The sequence below is a fragment of the Streptomyces tsukubensis genome, from assembly GCF_003932715.1.
In the GTDB taxonomy this organism is placed as follows: Bacteria; Actinomycetota; Actinomycetes; order Streptomycetales; family Streptomycetaceae; genus Streptomyces; species Streptomyces tsukubensis.
Window position 1 is genome coordinate 7,944,526 of record NZ_CP020700.1, and the last position, 19,217, is coordinate 7,963,742.

A 19,217-nucleotide genomic window follows, 5' to 3' on the forward strand; every position below is an offset into this window, starting at 1 on the left:
GCCCGGGTGCCTGCCCGGCCGGGGCCGGATCGGGTCCGGACTCCGGACCCGATCCGGCAATGACGGACGAGCTGTCGTTCTCCGGTTCCTGGGGCTGTCTTGTGGTGCTTCTTTGCCGGAGGAGGGGCCTTGTGGTTGTGGTCTGTGTTGTGGGGGCGTTGCTTGTGTTGGGTTGAATTCGGTTTGTTTGTTTCGGGGGTTGGGGTGTGGGGGTTAGGGGGTGTTGGGGGTTGGGGGGTGTTGGGGTGGTGTTTAGGGTTTGGGGGTGTGGTTTGTTCGTCATGTCGTTTGTGTCGTCTTTTTTGGGGGTGTTTGTGTTTTCGTGTTGTGGGTTGGGTTGGGTGTGTGCCGGTACTGGCTTCGGTGCAAGGGGTAGTGCCGGCGCTGGCGCCGGTGTGGGTGTGGGTGTGGGTGTGGGTTGGGGGGTGGTGTGGGGTGTTGGGGGTGAGGGTGGGGTGGGTGTGGTGCGGGGGGTGGTGGGGTTTGGGGGTTGGTCGACGTGGTTTCGGGTGACGGGTGTGGGGTTGGGTTCTGGTTCTGTTGGGTCGGGTTCTGTTGGTTCGGGTTCTGGTTCTGTTGGGTCGGGTTCGGGTTCGGGTTCTGGTGTTGGTTCTGTTGGTGGTTCTGGGTTGGGTGTTGGTGGGTTGGGTTTTGGTGGTGGTGGGTCGGTGTTGGTGGTGGTGCATGGGGGTCCGGGGGCGACGCATGATTATTTGTTGCCGTTGTCGGTGTTTGCGTCGTGGGGTGTGCGGGTGGTGCATTACGACCAGTTGGGGGGTGGTGGGTCGTCGCGTGTTCCGGGTGTGGGTGCGGGGTTTTGGAGTCCTGAGTTGTTTTTGGAGGAGTTGGATAATTTGTTGGCGGGGTTGGGTGTTGATTCGGATTATGTGTTGTTCGGGCAGTCGTGGGGCGGGATGCTCGCGGCGGTGCATGCCGCCCGGCGGCCGGCGGGTTTGCGGGGTTTGGTGATTGCGAATGCTCCGGTGTCGTATCCGTTGTGGCGGGCGGAGATGGAGGTGTTGCGGGCGGAGCTTCCGCCGGGTGTGGATGAGGTTTTACGCCGGCATGAGGCGGCGGGGACGACGGATGGTGAGGAGTATCAGGCGGCGATGGGCGTGTTTTATGGCCGTCATTTCTGCCGGCTGGATCCTTATCCGGGGCCGTTGATGGCCACGTTTTTGGAGATGCATAGTAATCCGGTTGTTTATCATGCGATGAACGGCCCGAATGAGTTTACGGTCACGGGGAGTTTGCGTGATTGGTCGGTGCGGGATGTCCTGCCGGATATCGAGGTGCCGACTCTGGTGATTTCGGGTCGTTATGACGAGGCTACTCCGGCTGCGGTGCGGCCGTTTCGGGAGTTGATCCCGTGTTCGGGCTGGACGGTTTTCGAGGATTCCAGCCATGTCCCGCATCTTGAGGAACCGGATCGGTTCGTGAGGGTGTTGGGCGGTTTTCTGGACTCGGTCGGCGCGACCGCGCGCGACTTCTCACGGTGAGTGGAGGCTGAACCGGCGATGGATGCCAGGGCCGAAGAGATCATTAACGCGCTGCGGGGCTCGCTGATCGAGAACGAGCGGCTGCGCCGTGACATCGAGGGCCTGCGTGCCGTTGCCGAGGTTGCTGCGGAGCCCGTTGCGATTATCGGGATGGGGTGTCGTTTCCCGGGGGGTGTGACGTCTCCGGAGGAGTTGTGGGAGCTGGTGGACCGGGGCGGGGACGCGGTCGGTCCGTTTCCCGGTGACCGGGGCTGGGATGTGGAGGGGCTGTACGACCCGGTGCCGGGGACTGCGGGGAAGAGTTATGTCCGTGAGGGGGGTTTCCTCTATGACGCGGGGCGGTTCGATCCGGAGTTTTTCCGGATCAGTCCGCGTGAGGCTCTGGCGATGGACCCGCAGCAGCGGCTGTTGCTGGAGATTGTGTGGGAGGCGGTGGAGCGGGCGGGTGTGGATCCCCTCGCGTTGCGGGGGAGCCGTACGGGTGTGTTCGCGGGGGCGATGTATCACGATTACGGGGTCACCAGCAGTGACGGGAGTCTGGTGTCCGGGCGGGTCGCTTACACCCTGGGGCTGGAGGGTCCCGCGGTCACGGTCGATACGGCGTGTTCGTCGTCGCTGGTTGCTCTGCAGTGGGCGGCGCATGCTCTGCGGACGGGGGAGTGTTCTCTGGCTCTGGCCGGCGGGATCAGTCTGATGGCGACGCCGGAGACGTTTGTGGAGTTCTCCGAGCAGCGGGGTCTGTCGCCGGACGGGCGGTGCCGTTCGTTCGCGGCCGGGGCCGACGGCACGGGCTGGGCCGAGGGTGCGGGTGTGCTGCTGCTGGAGCGGTTGTCGGACGCGCGGCGCAACGGGCACCGGGTTGTGGCGGTGATCCGGGGCAGTGCGGTGAACCAGGACGGTGCGTCGAACGGGCTGACCGCTCCGAACGGGCCGGCTCAGCGGCGGGTGATCCGGGATGCGCTGGCGAACGCCGGGCTGTCGGCGGCCGATGTCGATGTGGTCGAGGCGCACGGCACGGGGACCGTGCTGGGTGACCCGATCGAGGCGCAGGCGCTGCTGGCGACCTACGGCCAGGAGCGGGAGGCAGGTGACCGTCCGCTGTGGCTCGGTTCGGTGAAGTCGAACATCGGGCACTGCCAGGCCGCGGCCGGGGTGGCGGGCATCATCAAGATGGTCGGGGCGATGCGGCACGGTGTCCTGCCCCGGACGCTTCATGTCGATGCCCCGTCACCGCAGGTGGACTGGTCGGCGGGGAACGTGCGGCTGCTGACCGAGCCCGTGGCGTGGCCGGAGCGGGCGGGCCGCCCGCGGCGTGCGGCGGTGTCGTCGTTCGGTGTCAGCGGTACCAACGCGCACGTGATCATCGAGGAAGCCGCCCCCGCCGCCCCCGCCGCCCCTGCCGCCCCTGCGGGCCCGGGTGGTGCTGTCCCCGGCAGCGGTGCCGCGAAGCCGTCCGGTGAAGGCGGCGGCACCGCCCCCGCCACCGGCAAGACCACCACCACCGCCCCTGCCACCGCCCCTGCCGCTGGTGAGCCGGGCGCCGGTGTGTCGGTTGCCGGTGTGTCGGGTGGTGCTGCTTCTGCCCCTGCGGAGCCGGCCACTGCTGCTTCTGCCGCCGCTGGGTCGGCTGTCGGTGAGCCGGGTGGAAGTGTCCCGGCTGCCGGTACTCCTGGCGCCGGTGTGTCGGGTGTCGGTGTGTTGGGTGCTTCTGCTTCTGCTTCTGCTTCTGCTTCTGCTTCTGCGGAGCGGGCTACTGCTGCTTCTGCCGCTGTTGGGTCGGCCGGCGGTGTGTCGGGTGGCGTTGTCCGGGCTGCTGGTGAGCGGTCTGTCGCTGGTGGGTCAGGTGTTGGTGGGTCGGGTGTTGGTGTTCCGGTGGTTGGTGGGCGGGGTGTGGTGTTGTCGGCCGGGGTGTCGGTGTGGTTGGTGTCGGGTCGTAGTGCGGCTGCGTTGGCAGGTCAGGCGGGTCGTCTGGGTGAGCATGTGGTGGCCCGGCCCTCGCTTCCGGTGGAGGATGTGGCGTGGTCGCTGGTGACGAGCCGGTCTGCGTTCGAGCATCGTGCCGTGGTGGTGGGTGGTGGGCGGGGCGAGTTGCTTGCGGGGCTGGGGTCGGTGGCTGCGGGGCAGGCCGCGTCCGGTGTGGTGGCGGGTGAGGTCGTTCCGGGTGCGACGACGGGGACGGTGTTCGTGTTCCCGGGCCAGGGCAGTCAGTGGGTCGGTATGGGCCGCGAACTCGCCTCCCAGTCACCGGTGTTCGCTGCCAGGCTGGCGGAGTGTGCGGCAGCCCTGGCTCCGTATGTGGAGTGGGAGCTGGACGATGTCCTCGCCGGACACCACGGTTTCGAAGCCGCCGAAGTGGTGCAGCCCGCTCTGTGGGCCGTCATGGTCTCCCTGGCCGCCGTCTGGCAGGCCGCCGGAGTCACCCCCGACGCGGTCGTCGGCCATTCCCAGGGCGAGATCGCCGCCGCAGCCGTCGCCGGGATCCTGTCCCTGGACGATGCGGCGAAGGTCGTTGCTTTGCGGAGCCGTACCCTGTCCGCCCTCGCCGGGCGTGGCGGCATGCTGTCGATAGCCGAGCCTGCCGATGCGGTCCGGGAACGGATCGCGGGCTTCGGTGACCGGTTGTCGGTTGCTGCGGTCAACGGCCCCTCCGCAACGGTGGTCTCCGGCGAACCGGATGCCCTGCGTGAACTGCAGGACGCCTGTGGTGAAGCGGTGCGCACCCGGATGATCCCGGTGGACTATGCCTCGCACGGTCCGCAGGTCGACGCCCTGCGCGAAGACATCCTCACCGCCCTCACCGGCATCACCCCCCAGCCCGCGGCCGTTCCGATGGTGTCCGCGATGAGCGGGCAGTGGCTCACCGGCCCCGAAATGGACCCTGCCTACTGGTACGCATCCCTGCGCGAGCCGGTGGAGTTCGACCGCGCGATCCGCGTCCTGGGCGAGGCGGGTCACGGTGTGTTCGTCGAAGCCTCCCCGCACCCGGTCGTCGTCCACGCGATTGCCGACACCCTCGAAGACCGCGACCCGGTTGCGGTGGGCACCCTGCGGCGCGACGACGGCGGCCCCGAGCGGCTGCTGACGTCCCTCGCCGAGGCGTATGTCCGTGGTGTGGCCGTCGACTGGGCGGCGGTTCTGGGCGGCGGGGACACGGTCGATCTGCCGACGTACGCCTTCCAGCGGCGCTGGTTCTGGCGCGAGCAGGCTTCGCCGCCGGCTCTTCCGCAGGCGGGGGGCACTCCTGCGGAGGCCGGTTTCTGGGCGGCGGTGGAGCAGGGCGACGCGGATACCCTGGCCCGGCTTCTGGGTGTTGATGCGGCCGAGTCCACGCTCGGTGCGCTGACCGACTGGCGCCTGCGGGAACGCGCTGATGCGACGGTCGCGGACTGGCGCTACCGCATCGGCTGGGCACCGCTTCCCGATTCCGGCATGTCTTTGTCGGGGACGTGGCTGGTCGTCGGCGAGGGCCCCGACACGGATGCCGTCGCGGGAGCGCTGGCCGCACGCGGCGCGCGGACGGTGACCGTCACCGGCCCGGACCGGCTCGCCTTCACCGATGTCTCGGAGGTGGCCGGTGTCGTCTCGGCCCTGGCCCTGAACGATCACCTGTGCACCGGGCAGGGCACCGGCACAGCCCTGGTGCCGGACCCTGCTCCCTCCGCCGGGCAGGGCACCGGCACAGCACCGCTGTCGGGTGGTGTCCCCTCCGCCGGTGAGGGTGGCGGCATGGTGCCGTTGCCGGGGCGGGGGGTTGTTTCTGCGGGTCTGGTGGCGACGGTGGAGCTGGTGCGGGTTTTGGACGGTGCCGGGGTGTCGGCTCCGTTGTGGGTGCTGACCCGGGGCGCGGTGGCCACGGGTGCCGGTGAGCCGGTGGTCAGTGCGGTGCAGGCGCAGGTGTGGGGTCTGGGTGTGGTGGCCGGTCTGGAGTTTCCCGGGGTGTGGGGTGGTCTGGTCGATCTGCCTGCGGTGTGGGATGCGCGGACCGCGGGCCGGCTGGTGTCGGTTCTTGCCGGTGGTGGTGAGGATCAGGTCGCCTTGCGTTCCCGCGGGATTCTGGGGCGCCGTCTTGAGCCGGCTCCCCGCCCGGCCTCCGGCCCGGCTTCTGGCCTGGAGTCGGGCCCGGCCTCTGGCGTGGGGTCCGGCCTGGAGTCGGGTGGGGTTGCCGGTGGGGCGTGGGTTCCTGGTGGTGCGGTTCTGATCACGGGTGGTACGCGTGGGGTGGGTGCGGTTACGGCCCGCTGGGTGGCGGGGCGTGGTGCCGGGCGGGTGGTGCTGACGAGCCGTTCGGGGCCCGGTGCGGGGGGTGTTGCGGTTCTGGCGGCGTCGATTGCCGGGGCCGGGGCGGCGGTTGATGTGATTGCTGCGGATGCTGCGGTGCGTGAGGCGACGGGTGCGCTCCTGGACTGGATTGATGCCGGTGGTGTGGGTCTGTCGTCGGTGGTGCACGCGGCCGGGTGTGCTGCCCGGGTGCCGGTGGGGGAGACCGACGGGGAGGTTCTGGCCCGGGTGCTGTCGGTGAAGGCCGGGGGTGCGATGTTCCTGGACGAGCTGACGGCGGGCCGGGATCTGGATGCTTTCGTGGTGTTCTCTTCCGGTGCGGGAGTCTGGGGCGCCGGCGGGCTGGGTGCCTGCGCGGCGGCCGACGCTTATGCGGACGCGTTGTGCGAGGAGCGCCGTTCGCGGGGTCTGCCCGCCACGTCGGTCGTGTGGGGCAAGTGGGCCACCACCCCCGACACCACCCCCGGCGCCACCGCCACCACCCCCGTCGCCACGGCCTCCGCCGTCGCCGCGGACGGCGTCACCGGTATCGGCGCCACGGCCACTGCCTCCGGCGGTGCCGCGGACGGCGTCACCGTCGCCGGAGCCACGGCCGCGGTCACTGCCGATGCCGATGCCGATGCCGATGCCGATGCCGACGGCGCGGCCGGCGTTGCCGTCGCCGCGGCCGGCCCGACCGTGACTGCCGCTGCCACGGCTGCCGGTACCGGTGTTGGTGCCGCTGCCACGGCTGCCGGTGCCGGTGTTGGTGTTGGTGTTGGTGGGGTGTGGGGTGGTTCTGGTCTGGAGGGTATTGACCCGGAGCGGGGTATGCGTGCTCTGGGCCGGATTCTGGATGCCGGTGAGAGTGGTCTGGTGGTGGCCGGGTTCGACTGGGACCGGTTCGTCCCGGCGTTCACGGTGCGCCGTCCGAGTGCGCTGTTGTCCGCTCTGCCCGCGGTGCAGCGGATCACGGCCGCGGCCGCGGCGGGGTCCGGTGACGGGTCCGGGTCCGGGTCCGGGGCCGTGGTGGGTGGGTCGGGGCTGGCTGCCCGGCTTCTGGGTATGCCGGAAGCGGACCGGGGGTCTTTCCTGACCGATCTGGTGCGGGGTCATGCGGCGGCGGTGCTGGGCTATGGGGCCGGCCGGGACGTGGTGGCGCAGCGGGCGTTTCGTGAGCTGGGTTTTGATTCGGTTGCTGCTGTTGAGCTGCAGAACCGGCTGTCGGCTGCGGTGGGGGTGCGGCTGCCGTCGACTGCGGTGTTCGATCATCCGAACGCGGTGGCGCTGGCGGGGTTCATCCTGGGTGAGCTGATCACCCCGCCCCGGGGGTGGATGGCGGGGTGCGGGTGGTGGCCGCGGCCGGTGGTGAGCCGATCGCGATTGTGGGGATGGGCTGCCGGTTCCCCGGGGAGGTCCGCGGGCCGGAGGAGTTCTGGGAGCTGCTGGCCGAGGGCAGGGACGCGATCGCGGGGTTCCCGGCGGACCGCGGCTGGGAGTCCCCGGACACCAGGCGGCCGGGGCGGGTGGTTCGTATGTCCGGCAGGGTGGTTTCGTCTACGATGCCACCGATTTCGATGCGGGTTTCTTCAATATCAACCCGCGTGAGGCTCTGGCGATGGATCCGCAGCAGCGGCTGCTGCTGGAAACGTCGTGGGAAGCGGTCGAGCGGGCCGGTCTGGCCCCGTCCGCGCTGCACGGCTCGGCGACCGGGGTGTTCATCGGGACCAGTGGTTCCGGCTACGAGAACAGTCTCCCGGCCGGTGACCGGAGTCTGGACGGCTACCGGCTCACCGGCAGTATCCCGGCGGTGGCCTCGGGCCGGATCTCCTATGTCCTGGGTCTGACCGGGCCGGCGGTGACGGTGGATACCGCCTGTTCGTCGTCGCTGGTGGCGCTGCATCAGGCGGTGACCGCGCTGCGCGGGGGTGAGTGCACGATGGCGCTGGCCGGCGGGGTGGCGGTGATGACGTCGCCGGGTGCGTTCACGGAGTTCGCGGAGCAGGGCGGGATGGCTCCCGATGCGCGCTGCAAGGCGTTTTCCGACGGTGCCGACGGCATTGTGTGGGGCGAGGGCGCGGGCATGATGCTGCTGGAGCGTCTGTCCGATGCCCGGCGTAACGGGCATCAGGTGCTGGCGGTGATCCGGGGCAGTGCGGTGAACCAGGACGGTGCCTCGAACGGCCTGGCCGCTCCGAACGGGCCGTCGCAGCGGCGGGTGATCCGTGCCGCGCTGGCCAATGCCCGGCTGTCGGCGGCCGATGTCGATGCGGTGGAGGCCCACGGTACGGGGACGTCGCTGGGTGACCCGATCGAGGCGCAGGCGCTGCTGGCGACGTACGGCCGGGAGCGTCCGGCGGGGGACCGGCCGTTGTGGCTGGGGTCGGTGAAGTCGAACATCGGGCATCTGCAGACCGCGGCGGGTGTGGCGGGTGTGATCAAGATGGTGCTGGCGCTGCAGCACGGGCAGTTGCCCCGGACGCTGCACGCCCAGGCTCCTTCCACCCGTATCGACTGGTCGGCGGGGAACGTGCGCCTGCTGCAGGAGGCCCGTGAGTGGCCTGCGGGGGACCGGCCGCGCCGGGCGGGTGTGTCCGCGTTCGGTGTCAGCGGCACGAATGTGCACGTGATCCTGGAGGAGACCCCCGCCCCTGCCGGGCTCCCCGCCCCTGCCGGGGCTCCCGCACCTGCGGGGGCTCCCGCACCGGGCGAGTTCACCGCCCCTGCGGGGGCTCCTGCAGGGGCCGGGGCCCTCGTGGCGCCTGGGGCTCTTGTGGCGGCCGGGGGGCTGCTGGGTTCTTCCGGGGACGGTGTCATCCCGGCGGGGGCGGTTCTGGCGCCGGTGTCCGGTCTTCCGGTCTGGCTGGTGTCGGGCCGCAGTGCGGCGGCGCTGGCCGGGCAGGCGGGCCGTCTGCGCGAGCACCTCGTGGCCCGGCCCGAGTTGCCGGTGGGTGATGTGGCGTGGTCGCTGGTGACCGGCCGGTCGGTGTTCGAGCACCGCGCCGTCGTCCTCGGCGCGGGCCGGGAGGAACTCTTCACCGGATTGGCATCGGCCGCTACGGGTCAGGCAGCGCCTGGTGTGGTGACCGGTGAGGTCGCTCCCGGCGGCACCGGCCGGACCGTGTTCGTCTTCCCGGGCCAGGGCAGTCAGTGGGTCGGCATGGGCCGCGAACTCGCCTCCAGCTCACCCGTATTCGCGGCACGGCTGGCGGAGTGTGCGGCCGCCCTCGCCCCGTACGTGGAGTGGGAGCTGGACGACGTCCTCGCCGGACACCACGGCTTCGAAGCCGCCGGTGTGGTGCAGCCCGCCCTGTGGGCTGTCATGGTCTCCCTGGCCGCGGTCTGGCAGGCGGCCGGTGTGCAGCCGGACGCGGTCGTCGGCCATTCCCAGGGCGAGATCGCCGCCGCAGCCGTCGCCGGGATCCTGTCCCTGGACGATGCGGCGAAGGTCGTCGCCTTGCGGAGCCGTACCCTGGCCGCCCTCGCAGGCCGCGGCGGGATGCTGTCGATAGCCGAACCGGCCGACACCGTCCGGGAACGGATTGCGGGCTTCGGTGACCGGTTGTCGGTTGCTGCGGTCAACGGCCCCTCCGCGACGGTCGTCTCCGGCGAAACCGATGCCCTGCAGGAGTTGCAGGACGCCTGTGGTGAAGCGGTACGGACCCGGATGATCCCGGTCGACTATGCCTCGCACGGTCCGCAGGTCGATGCCCTGCGCGAGGACATCCTCACCGCCCTCACCGGCATCACCCCCCAGCCCGCGGCCATCCCGATGGTGTCCGCGATGAGCGGGCAGTGGCTCACCGGCCCCGAAATGGACCCTGCCTACTGGTACGCGTCCCTGCGTGAGCCGGTCGAGTTCGACCGCGCGATCCGCGTCCTCGGTGAGGCGGGTCACGGTGTGTTCGTCGAAGCCTCCCCGCACCCCGTCGTCATCCACGCGATTGCCGACACCCTCGACGAGAGCGACCCGGTCACCGTCGGCACCCTGCGGCGCGACGACGGCGGCCCCGAAAGGCTGCTGACCTCCCTCGCCGAAGCCCATGTCCGGGGCGTCCCCGTCGACTGGACCACCATTCTCGGCAGCGGGACGGCGGTCGGTCTGCCGACGTATGCGTTCCAGCGGCGCCGGTTCTGGCCCGAAACCCCCGAAACTCCCCGAGGTCTCGAAGGCGGGCGGTCTGCCTGGTCGGTCGACGACTGGCGCTACCGCATCACCTGGCAGCCGTCCGGCCTCCACCCCGACAGCACGGTGCCCGTGCTGTCCGGGACGTGGCTGCTCGTCGGGCACGACCCGCAGGCCCCGGCGATCGCCGGCGCCCTGACCCGCCACGGCGCCGACGTCCTCACGGTTGCAGGCCCCGGGGACCTCGACCCCGCCGTGCTGGCGAACGCCGCCGGCGTCGTGTCGCTCCTCGCCCTCGACGAAACCCCCGACACCCGCCACCCCTGGGTGGCGTCCGGTACCGCAGCCACCCTGGACCTCGTCCACGCACTGCACCGGGCCGCCTCCACCACCCCGTATGGCTGCTGACCCGCGGCGCCGTCCGGACCGGTACAGCCGACGCCACCACCAGCCCGGCCCAGAGCGCGGTGTGGGGCCTCGGGCGCGCCGTCGGCCTGGAACACCCCGGACTGTGGGGCGGACTGGCCGACCTCCCGGCCGAGTTCACCGCCGAAACCGGCACCCGGCTGGCCGCGGTCCTCGCGGACCCCGGCCACGAGGACCAGATCGCCCTGCGCGGCAACGCCGTCCTCGTGCGGCGCCTGTCCCGGGCCCTGCCCGCCCCCGCCCCCCGCCGCCCCTGGTCGCCCCGGGGCACGGTGCTGCTGACCGGCGGCACCGGATCCGTCGGCACCCACATCGCCACCTGGCTCGCCCGGCAGGGAACCCGCCGCCTGGTCCTGACCTCCCGCTCCGGCCCCTCGGCCCCGGGGCAGCCGCCCTGGCCGCAGCCGCCGCCACCAGCGGCACCGACACCGACATCATCAGCTGCGACCTGAACACCCCCGACCAGGTCAGCCGTCTCGTCGCATGGACCCAGGCATCCGGACCCGCCCTGTCGACCGTGTTCCACTCCGCGACCGTGGCAACCCTGGCCCGCGTCGAAGACACCGACCACGACAACCTCGCGCAGGCCCTGGCGCCAAAGCCGCCGGCGCCGTCCACCTCGACCAGGCCACCACCGGCCTCGACCTCGACGAGTTCGTCCTCTTCTCGTCGATCTCCGCCACCTGGGGCAGCAACGACCACGGCGCCTACGCCGCAGGAAACTCCTTCCTCGACGGATTCGCCGAAGCCCGCCGCTCCCGCGGCCTCCCGGCGACCTCCATCGCCTGGGGCGTATGGAACACACAGGACTGGGACGCCGTCGACGCCGCCATGGACCAGGCCCCCGGCCGGATCACCCCCGGCCGCCTGCGCCGCCAGGGCATGAACTTCATGGACACCGACCGCGCCCTGACCCCCTGGGCCACATCCTCACCACGACGAAACGTTCATCGCCGTCGCCGACATCACCTGGGACACCTTCGCCCCCGTCTTCCGCGCCGCCCGCCCCCGCCCCCTCCTCGACACCATCCCCGAAGCCCGGGAAGAACCCCCCACCCCCACCGGCCCGGCGGCCAGGGAGGCCAGGGAGGGGCCGAACACGGCCAGTACGCCACCCTCCTGGCCCGCATGCCCCACACCGAACGCCACCGCACCCTCACCGAACTCGTCGCTCCCACGCCGCAGCCGTCCTCGGCCACCCTCGGTCACCGACGTACCCGCCGAACGCCCTTCCGCGACATCGGCTTCGACTCCCTGACCGCCGTCGAACTCCGCAACCGCCTCAACACCACCACCGGCACACGACTGCCCGCCACCGCCGTCTTCGACCACCCCGACCCCACCACCCTCGCCGCGAAATCCTCACCCGCCTCCTGGGAACCACCCCCCACCAGCCCACCACCACCCTCATCACCCAAGCCCCCACCGAACCCATCGCCATCGTCTCCATGGCCTGCCGCTACCCCGGCAACATCACCGCCCCCGAAGACCTCTGGGAACTCATCACCACCGGCACCGACGCCATCACCCCCTTCCCCCCCGACCGCGGCTGGGACACCGAAGCCCTCTACAACCCCGACCCCGACGCCGACGGCACCACCTACGTCACCCAAGGCGGCTTCGTCACCGCCGCCGGGAACTTCGACGCCGCCTTCTTCAACATCAGCCCCCGCGAAGCCCTCGCCATGGACCCCCAGCAACGCCTCCTCCTCGAAACCACCTGGAACGCGCAAACATCGCCCCACCACCCTCAAAAACACCGGCACCGGCGCTTCATCGGCGGCACCACCTCCGACTACCTCACCGCCGTCGGCAAAACCCGACGCCCAGGCACACCTCATCACCGGCAACGCCCTCAGCGTCCTGTCCGGACGCCTCTCCTACACCCTCGGCCTCACCGGCCCCGCCGTCTCGTCGACACCGCCTGCTCCTCCTCCCTGGTCGCCCTCCACCAGGCAGCCCAGGCCCTGCGCTCCGGCGAATGCACCCTCGCCCTCGCCGGCGGCGTCATGGTCATGGCCGACCCCAGCGAATTCACCGGCTTCTCCGACTGCGCGCCCTGTCCCCGGACGGCCGCTGCAAAGCCTTCGGCGACGGCGCCGACGGCATGGGCATGGCCGAAGGCGCCGGCATGCTCATGCTGGAACGACTCTCCGACGCCGCCGCAACGGACACCCCGTCCTCGCCGTCATCCGCGGCAGCGCCGTCAACCAGGACGGCGCCTCCAACGGCCTGTCCGCCCCAACGGCCCCTCCAGCGCGCTCATCCACGCCGCCCTCGCCAACGCCCGGCTCTCCGCGGCCGACGTCGACGCGTCGAAGCCCACGGCACCGGCACCACCCTCGACCCCATCGAGCCCCTCGCCACCACGGCCGCCAGCGCCCGCCCCGGCCCCTGTGGATCGGCTCCGTCATTCGGGCACGCCCAGGCCGCCGGTGTCGCCGGTGTCATCAAGATGGTGATGGCCCTGCAGCACGGCGTCCTGCCCGCACCCTGCACGCCGACACCCCCCCCACCCATGTGGACTGGACGGCCGGCAACGTACGCCTGCTCCAGGAGGCCCGCGCTGGCCGCCCCCCCGCGGCAGGAGTGTCCGCGTTCGGGATCAGCACCAACGCCCACGTCATCCTCGAAGAAGCCCCCGCCCCGAACCCCCCCCGAACCCGACCCCGCCGCCCCTGCCTCCGGGGCGGGCGCACCCCGGCGCCGGCGGTCCGCCCCGGCACCCGGCCTCCCGGCCTGGCTGGTCTCCGGCCGGGGCCGCCCTCGCCGGCCAGGCGGGCCGTCTGCGCGAGCACCTCGTAGCCCGCCCTCCGGCGGAGGATGTGGCGTGGTCGCTGGCGCCGGTCGGTGTTCGAGCACCGCGCCGTCGTCCTCGGCACCGGCCGCGACGAACTCCTCACCGGACTGGCATCGGCCGCCACCGGTCAGGCAGCGCCCGGTGTGGTGACCGGTGAGGTCGCCCCCGGCGGCACCGGCGCACGGTGTTCGTCTTCCCCGGCCAGGGCAGCCAGTGGATCGGCATGGGCCGCGAACTCGCCGCCAGCTCACCCGTATTCGCGGCACGGCTGGCCGAGTGCGCGGCCGCCCTCGCCCCGTATGTCGACTGGGAGCTGGACGACGTCCTCGCCGGACACCACGGCTTCGAAGCCGCCGGTGTGGTCCAGCCCGCCCTGTGGGCCGTCATGGTCTCCCTGGCCGCCGTCTGGCAGGCCGCCGGAGTCACCCCCGACGCCGTGGTCGGCCATTCCCAGGGTGAGATCGCCGCCGCAGCCGTCGCCGGGATCCTGTCCCTGGACGATGCGGCGAAGGTCGTCGCGCTGCGGAGCCGTACCCTGTCCGCCCTCGCAGGCCGCGGCGGCATGCTCTCCATAGCCGAACCCGCCGACACCGTCCGGGCCCGGATCGCTTCCTTCGGTGACCGGTTGTCGGTCGCTGCGGTCAACGGCCCCTCCGCAACGGTCGTCTCCGGCGAACCGGATGCCCTGCGCGAACTTGCCGAGTCCTGTGGTGAAGTGGTGCGGACCCGGATGATCCCGGTGGACTATGCCTCGCACGGTCCGCAGGTCGACGCCCTGCGCGAAGACATCCTCACCGCCCTCACCGGCATCACCCGGGCGAGGCCCGGATTCCGATGGTGTCCGCGATGAGCGGGCAGTGGCTCACCGGCCCGAAATGGACCCCTCCTACTGGTACGCATCCCTGCGCGAGCCGGTGGAGTTCGACCGCGCGATCCGCGTCCTCGGTGAGGCGGGCCACGGTGTGTTCGTCGAAGCCTCCCCCCACCCCGTCGTCATCCACGCGATCACCGACACCCTCGACGAGAGCGACCCGGTCACCGTAGGCACCCTGCGCCGGGAGGACGGCGGCTCCGAAAGGCTGCTGACGTCCCTCGCCGAAGCCCACGTGCGGGGTGTGGCCGTCGACTGGACCACCGTCCTGGACACCGGCACGACCGTCGGCCTGCCGACCTACGCCTTCCAGCACCGGCACTACTGGCCGCGGCCGGCAGTACCGCCGGCCCTTCCGCAGACCGCGGGCACACCGGCGGAGGCCGGGTTCTGGGCGGCCGTCGAGCAGGGCGACGCGGACACCCTGGCCCATCTCCTGGGCGTCGACGCCGCCGAGTCCACCCTCGGTGCGCTGACCGACTGGCGCCTGCGGGAACGCGCCGACGCAACGGTCGCCGACTGGCGCTACCGCATCGGCTGGACACCCCTTCCCGACTCCGGCACCTCCCTGTCCGGCACGTGGCTGATCGTCGGCGACGGACCCGACACGGACACCGTCACCGCAGCGCTCGCCGCACGCGGCGCCCGCACCGTCACCGTCACCACCCCGGACCTCCTTAACCCGTCCACGGTCACCGGCGCAGCGGGCGTGGTGTCGACCCTGGCCCTGTCCGGGGAAAACCCCCAGCACCCCGTCGTCCCCGCCGGCCTGATGGCCACGGTCGACCTGGTACGGGCTCTGGGCGATGCCGGGGTGACGGCTCCGCTGTGGGTCGTCACCCGGGGCGCCGTGGGCACCAGTACGGCCGAGCCGGTTACCAGTGCGGTGCAGGCGCAGGTCTGGGGCCTGGGAGTCGTCGCCGGACTCGAACTCGCCGGACGCTGGGGCGGTCTGATCGACCTCCCCCCGACTGGGACCCCCGTACCGCCGCCCGCCTGGTGTCCGTTCTCGCCGACGGCGTGGAGGACCAGGTCGCCCTGCGCGCCCGCGGCATCCTCGGCCGCCGCCTGGAGCATGCCCCCCGCCCCGCCGCAGGCCAGGCCTGGAACCCGTCCGGCACCGTCCTGGTGACCGGCGGCACCAGCGGCGTCGGCGCGATCACCGCCCACTGGCTCACCGAACGCACCACCGCACGCATGGTCCTCACCAGCCGCTCGGGCCCCCACGCCGAGAACGCCGCGGCTCTCGCGGCGTCGATCGCCACCGCCGGAACAGCCGTCGACGTCATCGCCGCCGACATCGCCGCCCGCACCGCAACAAGCACCCTCCTGGACTGGATCGACACCAGCGGACCGGCGCTGTCGTCGGTGTTCCACGCCGCCGGCGTCGGCACCCGCATGCCCGTCGAAGAAGTCGGCGCAGAAGACCTCTCGTACGTCCTGGCGGCGAAAGCCGGCGGCGCGACGCTCCTGGACGAACTGACCGCAGACCGCCCACTCGACGCCTTCGTCCTCTACTCCTCCGGCTCCGGCACCTGGGGCAGCGGCGGACTGAGCGCCTACGGGGCGGCCAACGCCTACCTGGACGCCCTGTGCGACCAGCGCCGCTCCCGCGGCCTTGCCGCCCTCGATTGCCTGGGGCCTGTGGGCCGGCGTCGGGATGGCCGCCGGAAACGACGGCGACCGGCTGCTGGACTTCGGCATGGCAGGCATCGACACCGAACGCGGCACACGCGCCCTGGGCCAGGTCCTCGACGCCGGTGAAGGCGCCCTGACGATCGCCGGATTCGACTGGCCCCGGTTCGTACCCACCTACACCCTCCGCCGCCCCAGCCCCTTCCTGTCCGCCCTGCCCGAAGTCCGCGCCGTCCTCACCACCGACACCACCGGCACCGGCACCGGGAGCGGGAGCGGGAGTGGGGAGCCGGGCACCCGGGGCGGCGGCTCGGAACTCGCCGCCCGGCTGCACACCATGCCCGCCGGCGAGCAGCGCCAGCTCCTCGCAGAGCTGGTCCGGGGCCACGCGGCCGCCGTACTCGGACACGAGTCGGCCGAAGCCGTCCTGCCGCAGCGGGCGTTCAAGGACCTGGGCTTCGACTCCGTCGGCGCGGTCGAGCTCCGTAACCGCCTCTCTACCGCCGCCGGGGTCCGCCTGCCCTCGACCCTCGTCTTCGACTACCCCAACTCCGCCGCCCTCGCGGACTTCATCCACGGCGAACTCCTCGGCTCCGCCCAGGCCGACAGCACGGTACGGGTGGTGGCCGCCGCCGGCGGCGAGCCCATCGCCATCGTCGGCATGGGCTGCCGCTACCCCGGCGACGTCCGCGGACCCGAACAGTTCTGGAAACTGCTCACCGAAGGCACGGACGCCATCTCCGGCTTCCCCACCGACCGCGGGCTGGGAAGCCTTCGAAGCAGAGTTCGGCAGCGAAGCGGTCCGGGCCGGCAACGCCTACGTCCGCGAGGCGGCTTCGTCTACGACGTGGCCGACTTCGACCCCGGCTTCTTCGGCATCAACCCCCGCGAAGCCCTCGCCATGGACCCGCAGCAGCGCCTCCTGCTGGAAACCTCCTGGGAGGCCATCGAACGCGCCGGCCTCGCCCCGTCCTCGCTCCACGGCTCGGCCACCGGCGTGTTCATCGGCGTCAGCCACTCCGGCTACGAAAGCAGCCTCCCCGTCGACGACCAGAGCCTGGACGGCTACCGCCTGACCGGCTCCGTCTCCTCCGTCGCCTCCGGACGCATCTCCTACGTCCTCGGCCTCACCGGCCCCGCGGTCACCGTCGACACCGCCTGCTCCTCCTCCCTGGTCGCCCTCCACCAGGCAGCCCAGGCCCTGCGCTCCGGCGAATGCACCATGGCCCTCGCCGGCGGTGCCACGGTGATGACCTCACCCGGCGCGTTCATGGAGTTCTCCGAGCAGGGCGGCATGGCCTCCAACGGCCGCTGCAAGGCGTTCTCCGACGACGCCGACGGCATCGTCTGGGGTGAAGGGGCCGGTGTGGTCCTGCTGGAGCGCCTGTCCGACGCCCGCCGCAACGGCCACCAGGTCCTGGCTGTGATCCGCGGCAGCGCGGTCAACCAGGACGGCGCCTCCAACGGCCTGTCCGCCCCCAACGGACCCTCCCAGCAGCGCGTCATCCGCGCCGCGCTCGCCAACGCCCAGGTGTCGGCCGCCGACGTCGATATCGTCGAAGCCCACGGCACCGGCACCTCGCTGGGCGACCCGATCGAAGCCCAGGCGCTGCTGGCCACCTACGGCCAGGAGCGTCCGGCGGGGGACCGGCCGCTGTGGCTGGGCTCGGTGAAGTCGAACATCGGCCACCTGCAGTGCGCCGCCGGTGTCGCCGGGATCATCAAGATGGTCCTGTCGCTCCAGCACGGCCGGATGCCCCGCACCCTGCACGCCGAGACCCCCTCCACCCATGTGGACTGGTCGGCAGGCAACGTACGGCTGCTGGACGAGGCCCGTGACTGGCCCGCCGGTGACCGGCCGCGGCGGCGGGTGTGTCCGCGTTCGGCGTCAGCGGCACCAACGTGCACGTCATCCTGGAAGAAACCCCGGCTGCCCCCGAAACACCGCAGCCCTCTCCCGGGACCGGCGGATCCCCGGCGCCGGCGGTCCTGGCACCGGCGTCCGGCCTCCCCGCATGGCTGGTCTCCGGCCACAGCCCGGCCGCCTCGCCGGCCAGGCCGGCCTCCTGCGTGACCATCTGCTGGCCCGCCCCTCACTGCCGGCCGGTGATGTGGCGTGGTCGCTGGCCACCGGCCGCTCCGCGTTCGAACACCGCGCCGTCGTCCTGGGCGCCGGCCGCGGCGAACTCCTCACCGGCCTGGCATCGGCCGCCACCGGACAGGCCTCCGCCGGTGTGCTGACCGGCGAAGTCGCCCCGGCCGGCGCAGGCCGCACCGTGTTCGTCTTCCCGGCCAGGGCAGCCAGTGGATCGGCATGGGCCGCGAACTCGCCGCCACCTCTCCCGTATTCGCGGCACGGCTGGCCGAGTGCGCGGCCGCCCTCGCCCCGTATGTCGACTGGGAGCTGGACGACGTCCTCGCCGGACACCACGGCTTCGAGGCCGCCGGGATCGTCCAGCCCGCCCTGTGGGCGGTGATGGTGTCCCTGGCCGCGGTCTGGCAGGCCGCCGGTGTCGAACCGGATGCCGTGGTCGGCCATTCCCAGGGTGAGATCGCCGCCGCAGCCGTCGCCGGGATCCTGTCCCTGGACGATGCGGCGAAGGTGGTGGCGCTGCGGAGCCGTACCCTCGCTGCCCTCGCAGGCCGCGGTGGCATGCTGTCGATAGCCGAGCCCGCCGATGCGGTACGGCGCAGGATCGCCCCCTTCCGCGACCGGCTGTCGGTCGCTGCGGTCAACGGCCCCTCCGCGACGTCGTCTCCGGCGAACCCGACGCGCCCTGCAAGAGCTGCAGGACGCCTGTGGTGAAGCGGTACGGACCCGGATGATCCCGGTCGACTACGCCTCGCACGGTCCGCAGGTCGATGCCCTGCGGACCGACATCCTCACCACTCTCACCGGCATCACTCCGCACGAGGCGGCCATCCCGATGGTGTCCGCGATGAGCGGGCAGTGGCTCACCGGCCCCGAAATGGACCCTGCCTACTGGTACGCGTCTCTGCGGGAGCCGGTCGAGTTCGACCGCGCCATCCGCGTCCTGGGCGAGGCGGGTCACGGGGTGTTCGTCGAAGCGTCCCCCCACCCCGTCGTCATCCAGGCCATTGCCGACACCCTGGAGGACCGCGACCCGGTCGCGGTGGGCACGCTGCGCCGGGAGGACGGCGGCCCCGAGCGGCTGCTGACCTCCCTTGCCGAGGCATATGTCCGCGGCGTCCCCGTCGACTGGACCACCATCCTCGGCAGCGGCACCACCGTCGACCTGCCGACCTATGCGTTCCAGCGGCCGGTTCTGGCCCGAGACCCCCGAGGTCAAGCGCTCCGGCCGGCCGGCCGACGACTGGCGCTACCGCATCACCTGGCAGCTCTCCGACACCCACCCCGGCACCACCGGGCCTGCGCTCTCCGGCATCTGGCTGCTCGTCGGGGACGACCCGGACGCGCCCGCGATGGCTGAAGCGCTGACCCGCCACGGTGCCGACGTCCTCACCGCCACAGACGTCGGGGACCTCGACCCGGGCACGGTCGCGGAAGTCACCGGCATCGTGTCGCTCCTCGCCTCGACGAGACCCCGGATGCGGAGTTTCCCTGGGTGCCGTCCGGTACGG

At 71.8% G+C, this 19,217-nt stretch carries 6 protein-coding genes and 6 pseudogenes; all 12 read left to right on the forward strand.

The window, feature by feature from the left end; translation table 11 throughout:
• Nucleotides 1–668 precede the first annotated feature (668 nt).
• The 12 genes and pseudogenes from B7R87_RS32620 (at nucleotide 669) to B7R87_RS34240 (ending at nucleotide 19,066) form a co-directional block, all read left to right on the forward strand.
• Nucleotides 669–1,499 carry a proline iminopeptidase-family hydrolase gene (locus B7R87_RS32620; RefSeq protein WP_233169000.1) on the forward strand — a complete coding sequence of 277 codons (831 nt, stop codon included), beginning with the start codon at nucleotides 669–671 and terminating at the stop codon, nucleotides 1,497–1,499.
• Nucleotides 1,500–6,221: pseudogene (locus tag B7R87_RS34330) on the forward strand (type I polyketide synthase); the annotation flags it as partial.
• A 696-nt stretch (nucleotides 6,222–6,917) separates the two neighbouring features.
• Nucleotides 6,918–6,998, forward strand: a pseudogene (locus B7R87_RS34530) (acyl carrier protein); the annotation flags it as partial.
• Between the two features lie 149 nt (nucleotides 6,999–7,147).
• Nucleotides 7,148–8,355: pseudogene (locus B7R87_RS34535) on the forward strand (beta-ketoacyl synthase N-terminal-like domain-containing protein); the annotation flags it as partial.
• A pseudogene (locus B7R87_RS34540) lies at nucleotides 8,314–11,774 on the forward strand (KR domain-containing protein); the annotation flags it as partial. The pseudogenes B7R87_RS34535 and B7R87_RS34540, both read left to right, overlap by 42 nt.
• Nucleotides 11,757–12,409 (forward strand): annotated as a pseudogene (locus B7R87_RS34470) (beta-ketoacyl synthase N-terminal-like domain-containing protein); the annotation flags it as partial. The pseudogenes B7R87_RS34540 and B7R87_RS34470, both read left to right, overlap by 18 nt.
• Before the next feature lie 36 nt (nucleotides 12,410–12,445).
• A complete protein-coding gene (locus B7R87_RS33975) occupies nucleotides 12,446–13,258 on the forward strand; it encodes a hypothetical protein (protein WP_408647347.1) in 813 nt (270 codons plus the stop codon).
• A gap of 34 nt (nucleotides 13,259–13,292) precedes the next feature.
• Nucleotides 13,293–13,958 carry an acyltransferase domain-containing protein gene (locus B7R87_RS32660; protein ID WP_157997834.1) on the forward strand — a complete coding sequence of 222 codons (666 nt, stop codon included), beginning with the start codon at nucleotides 13,293–13,295 and terminating at the stop codon, nucleotides 13,956–13,958.
• 7 nt (nucleotides 13,959–13,965) lie between these two features.
• Nucleotides 13,966–15,111, forward strand: a complete 1,146-nt coding sequence (locus B7R87_RS32665) for an acyltransferase domain-containing protein (protein WP_157997835.1) — start codon at nucleotides 13,966–13,968, stop codon at nucleotides 15,109–15,111.
• Complete coding sequence (locus B7R87_RS32670) at nucleotides 15,000–15,743, forward strand: SDR family NAD(P)-dependent oxidoreductase (protein ID WP_157997836.1); 744 nt, start codon at nucleotides 15,000–15,002, stop codon at nucleotides 15,741–15,743. Before B7R87_RS32665 ends, B7R87_RS32670 begins: the two co-directional genes overlap by 112 nt.
• A 163-nt stretch (nucleotides 15,744–15,906) precedes the next feature.
• Nucleotides 15,907–18,363: pseudogene (locus B7R87_RS32675) on the forward strand (type I polyketide synthase); the annotation flags it as partial.
• 73 nt (nucleotides 18,364–18,436) lie between these two features.
• Complete coding sequence (locus B7R87_RS34240) at nucleotides 18,437–19,066, forward strand: acyltransferase domain-containing protein (RefSeq protein WP_198965105.1); 630 nt, start codon at nucleotides 18,437–18,439, stop codon at nucleotides 19,064–19,066.
• Nucleotides 19,067–19,217 lie beyond the last annotated feature (151 nt).

Excerpts from the sequence above, each read along its gene's own strand:
- B7R87_RS33975 (WP_408647347.1), top strand. The coding sequence starts at position 12,446 with ATGCTGGAACGACTCTCCGACGCCGCCGCAACGGACACCCCGTCCTCG.
- B7R87_RS34240 (WP_198965105.1), top strand. The coding sequence starts at position 18,437 with ATGATCCCGGTCGACTACGCCTCGCACGGTCCGCAGGTCGATGCCCTG.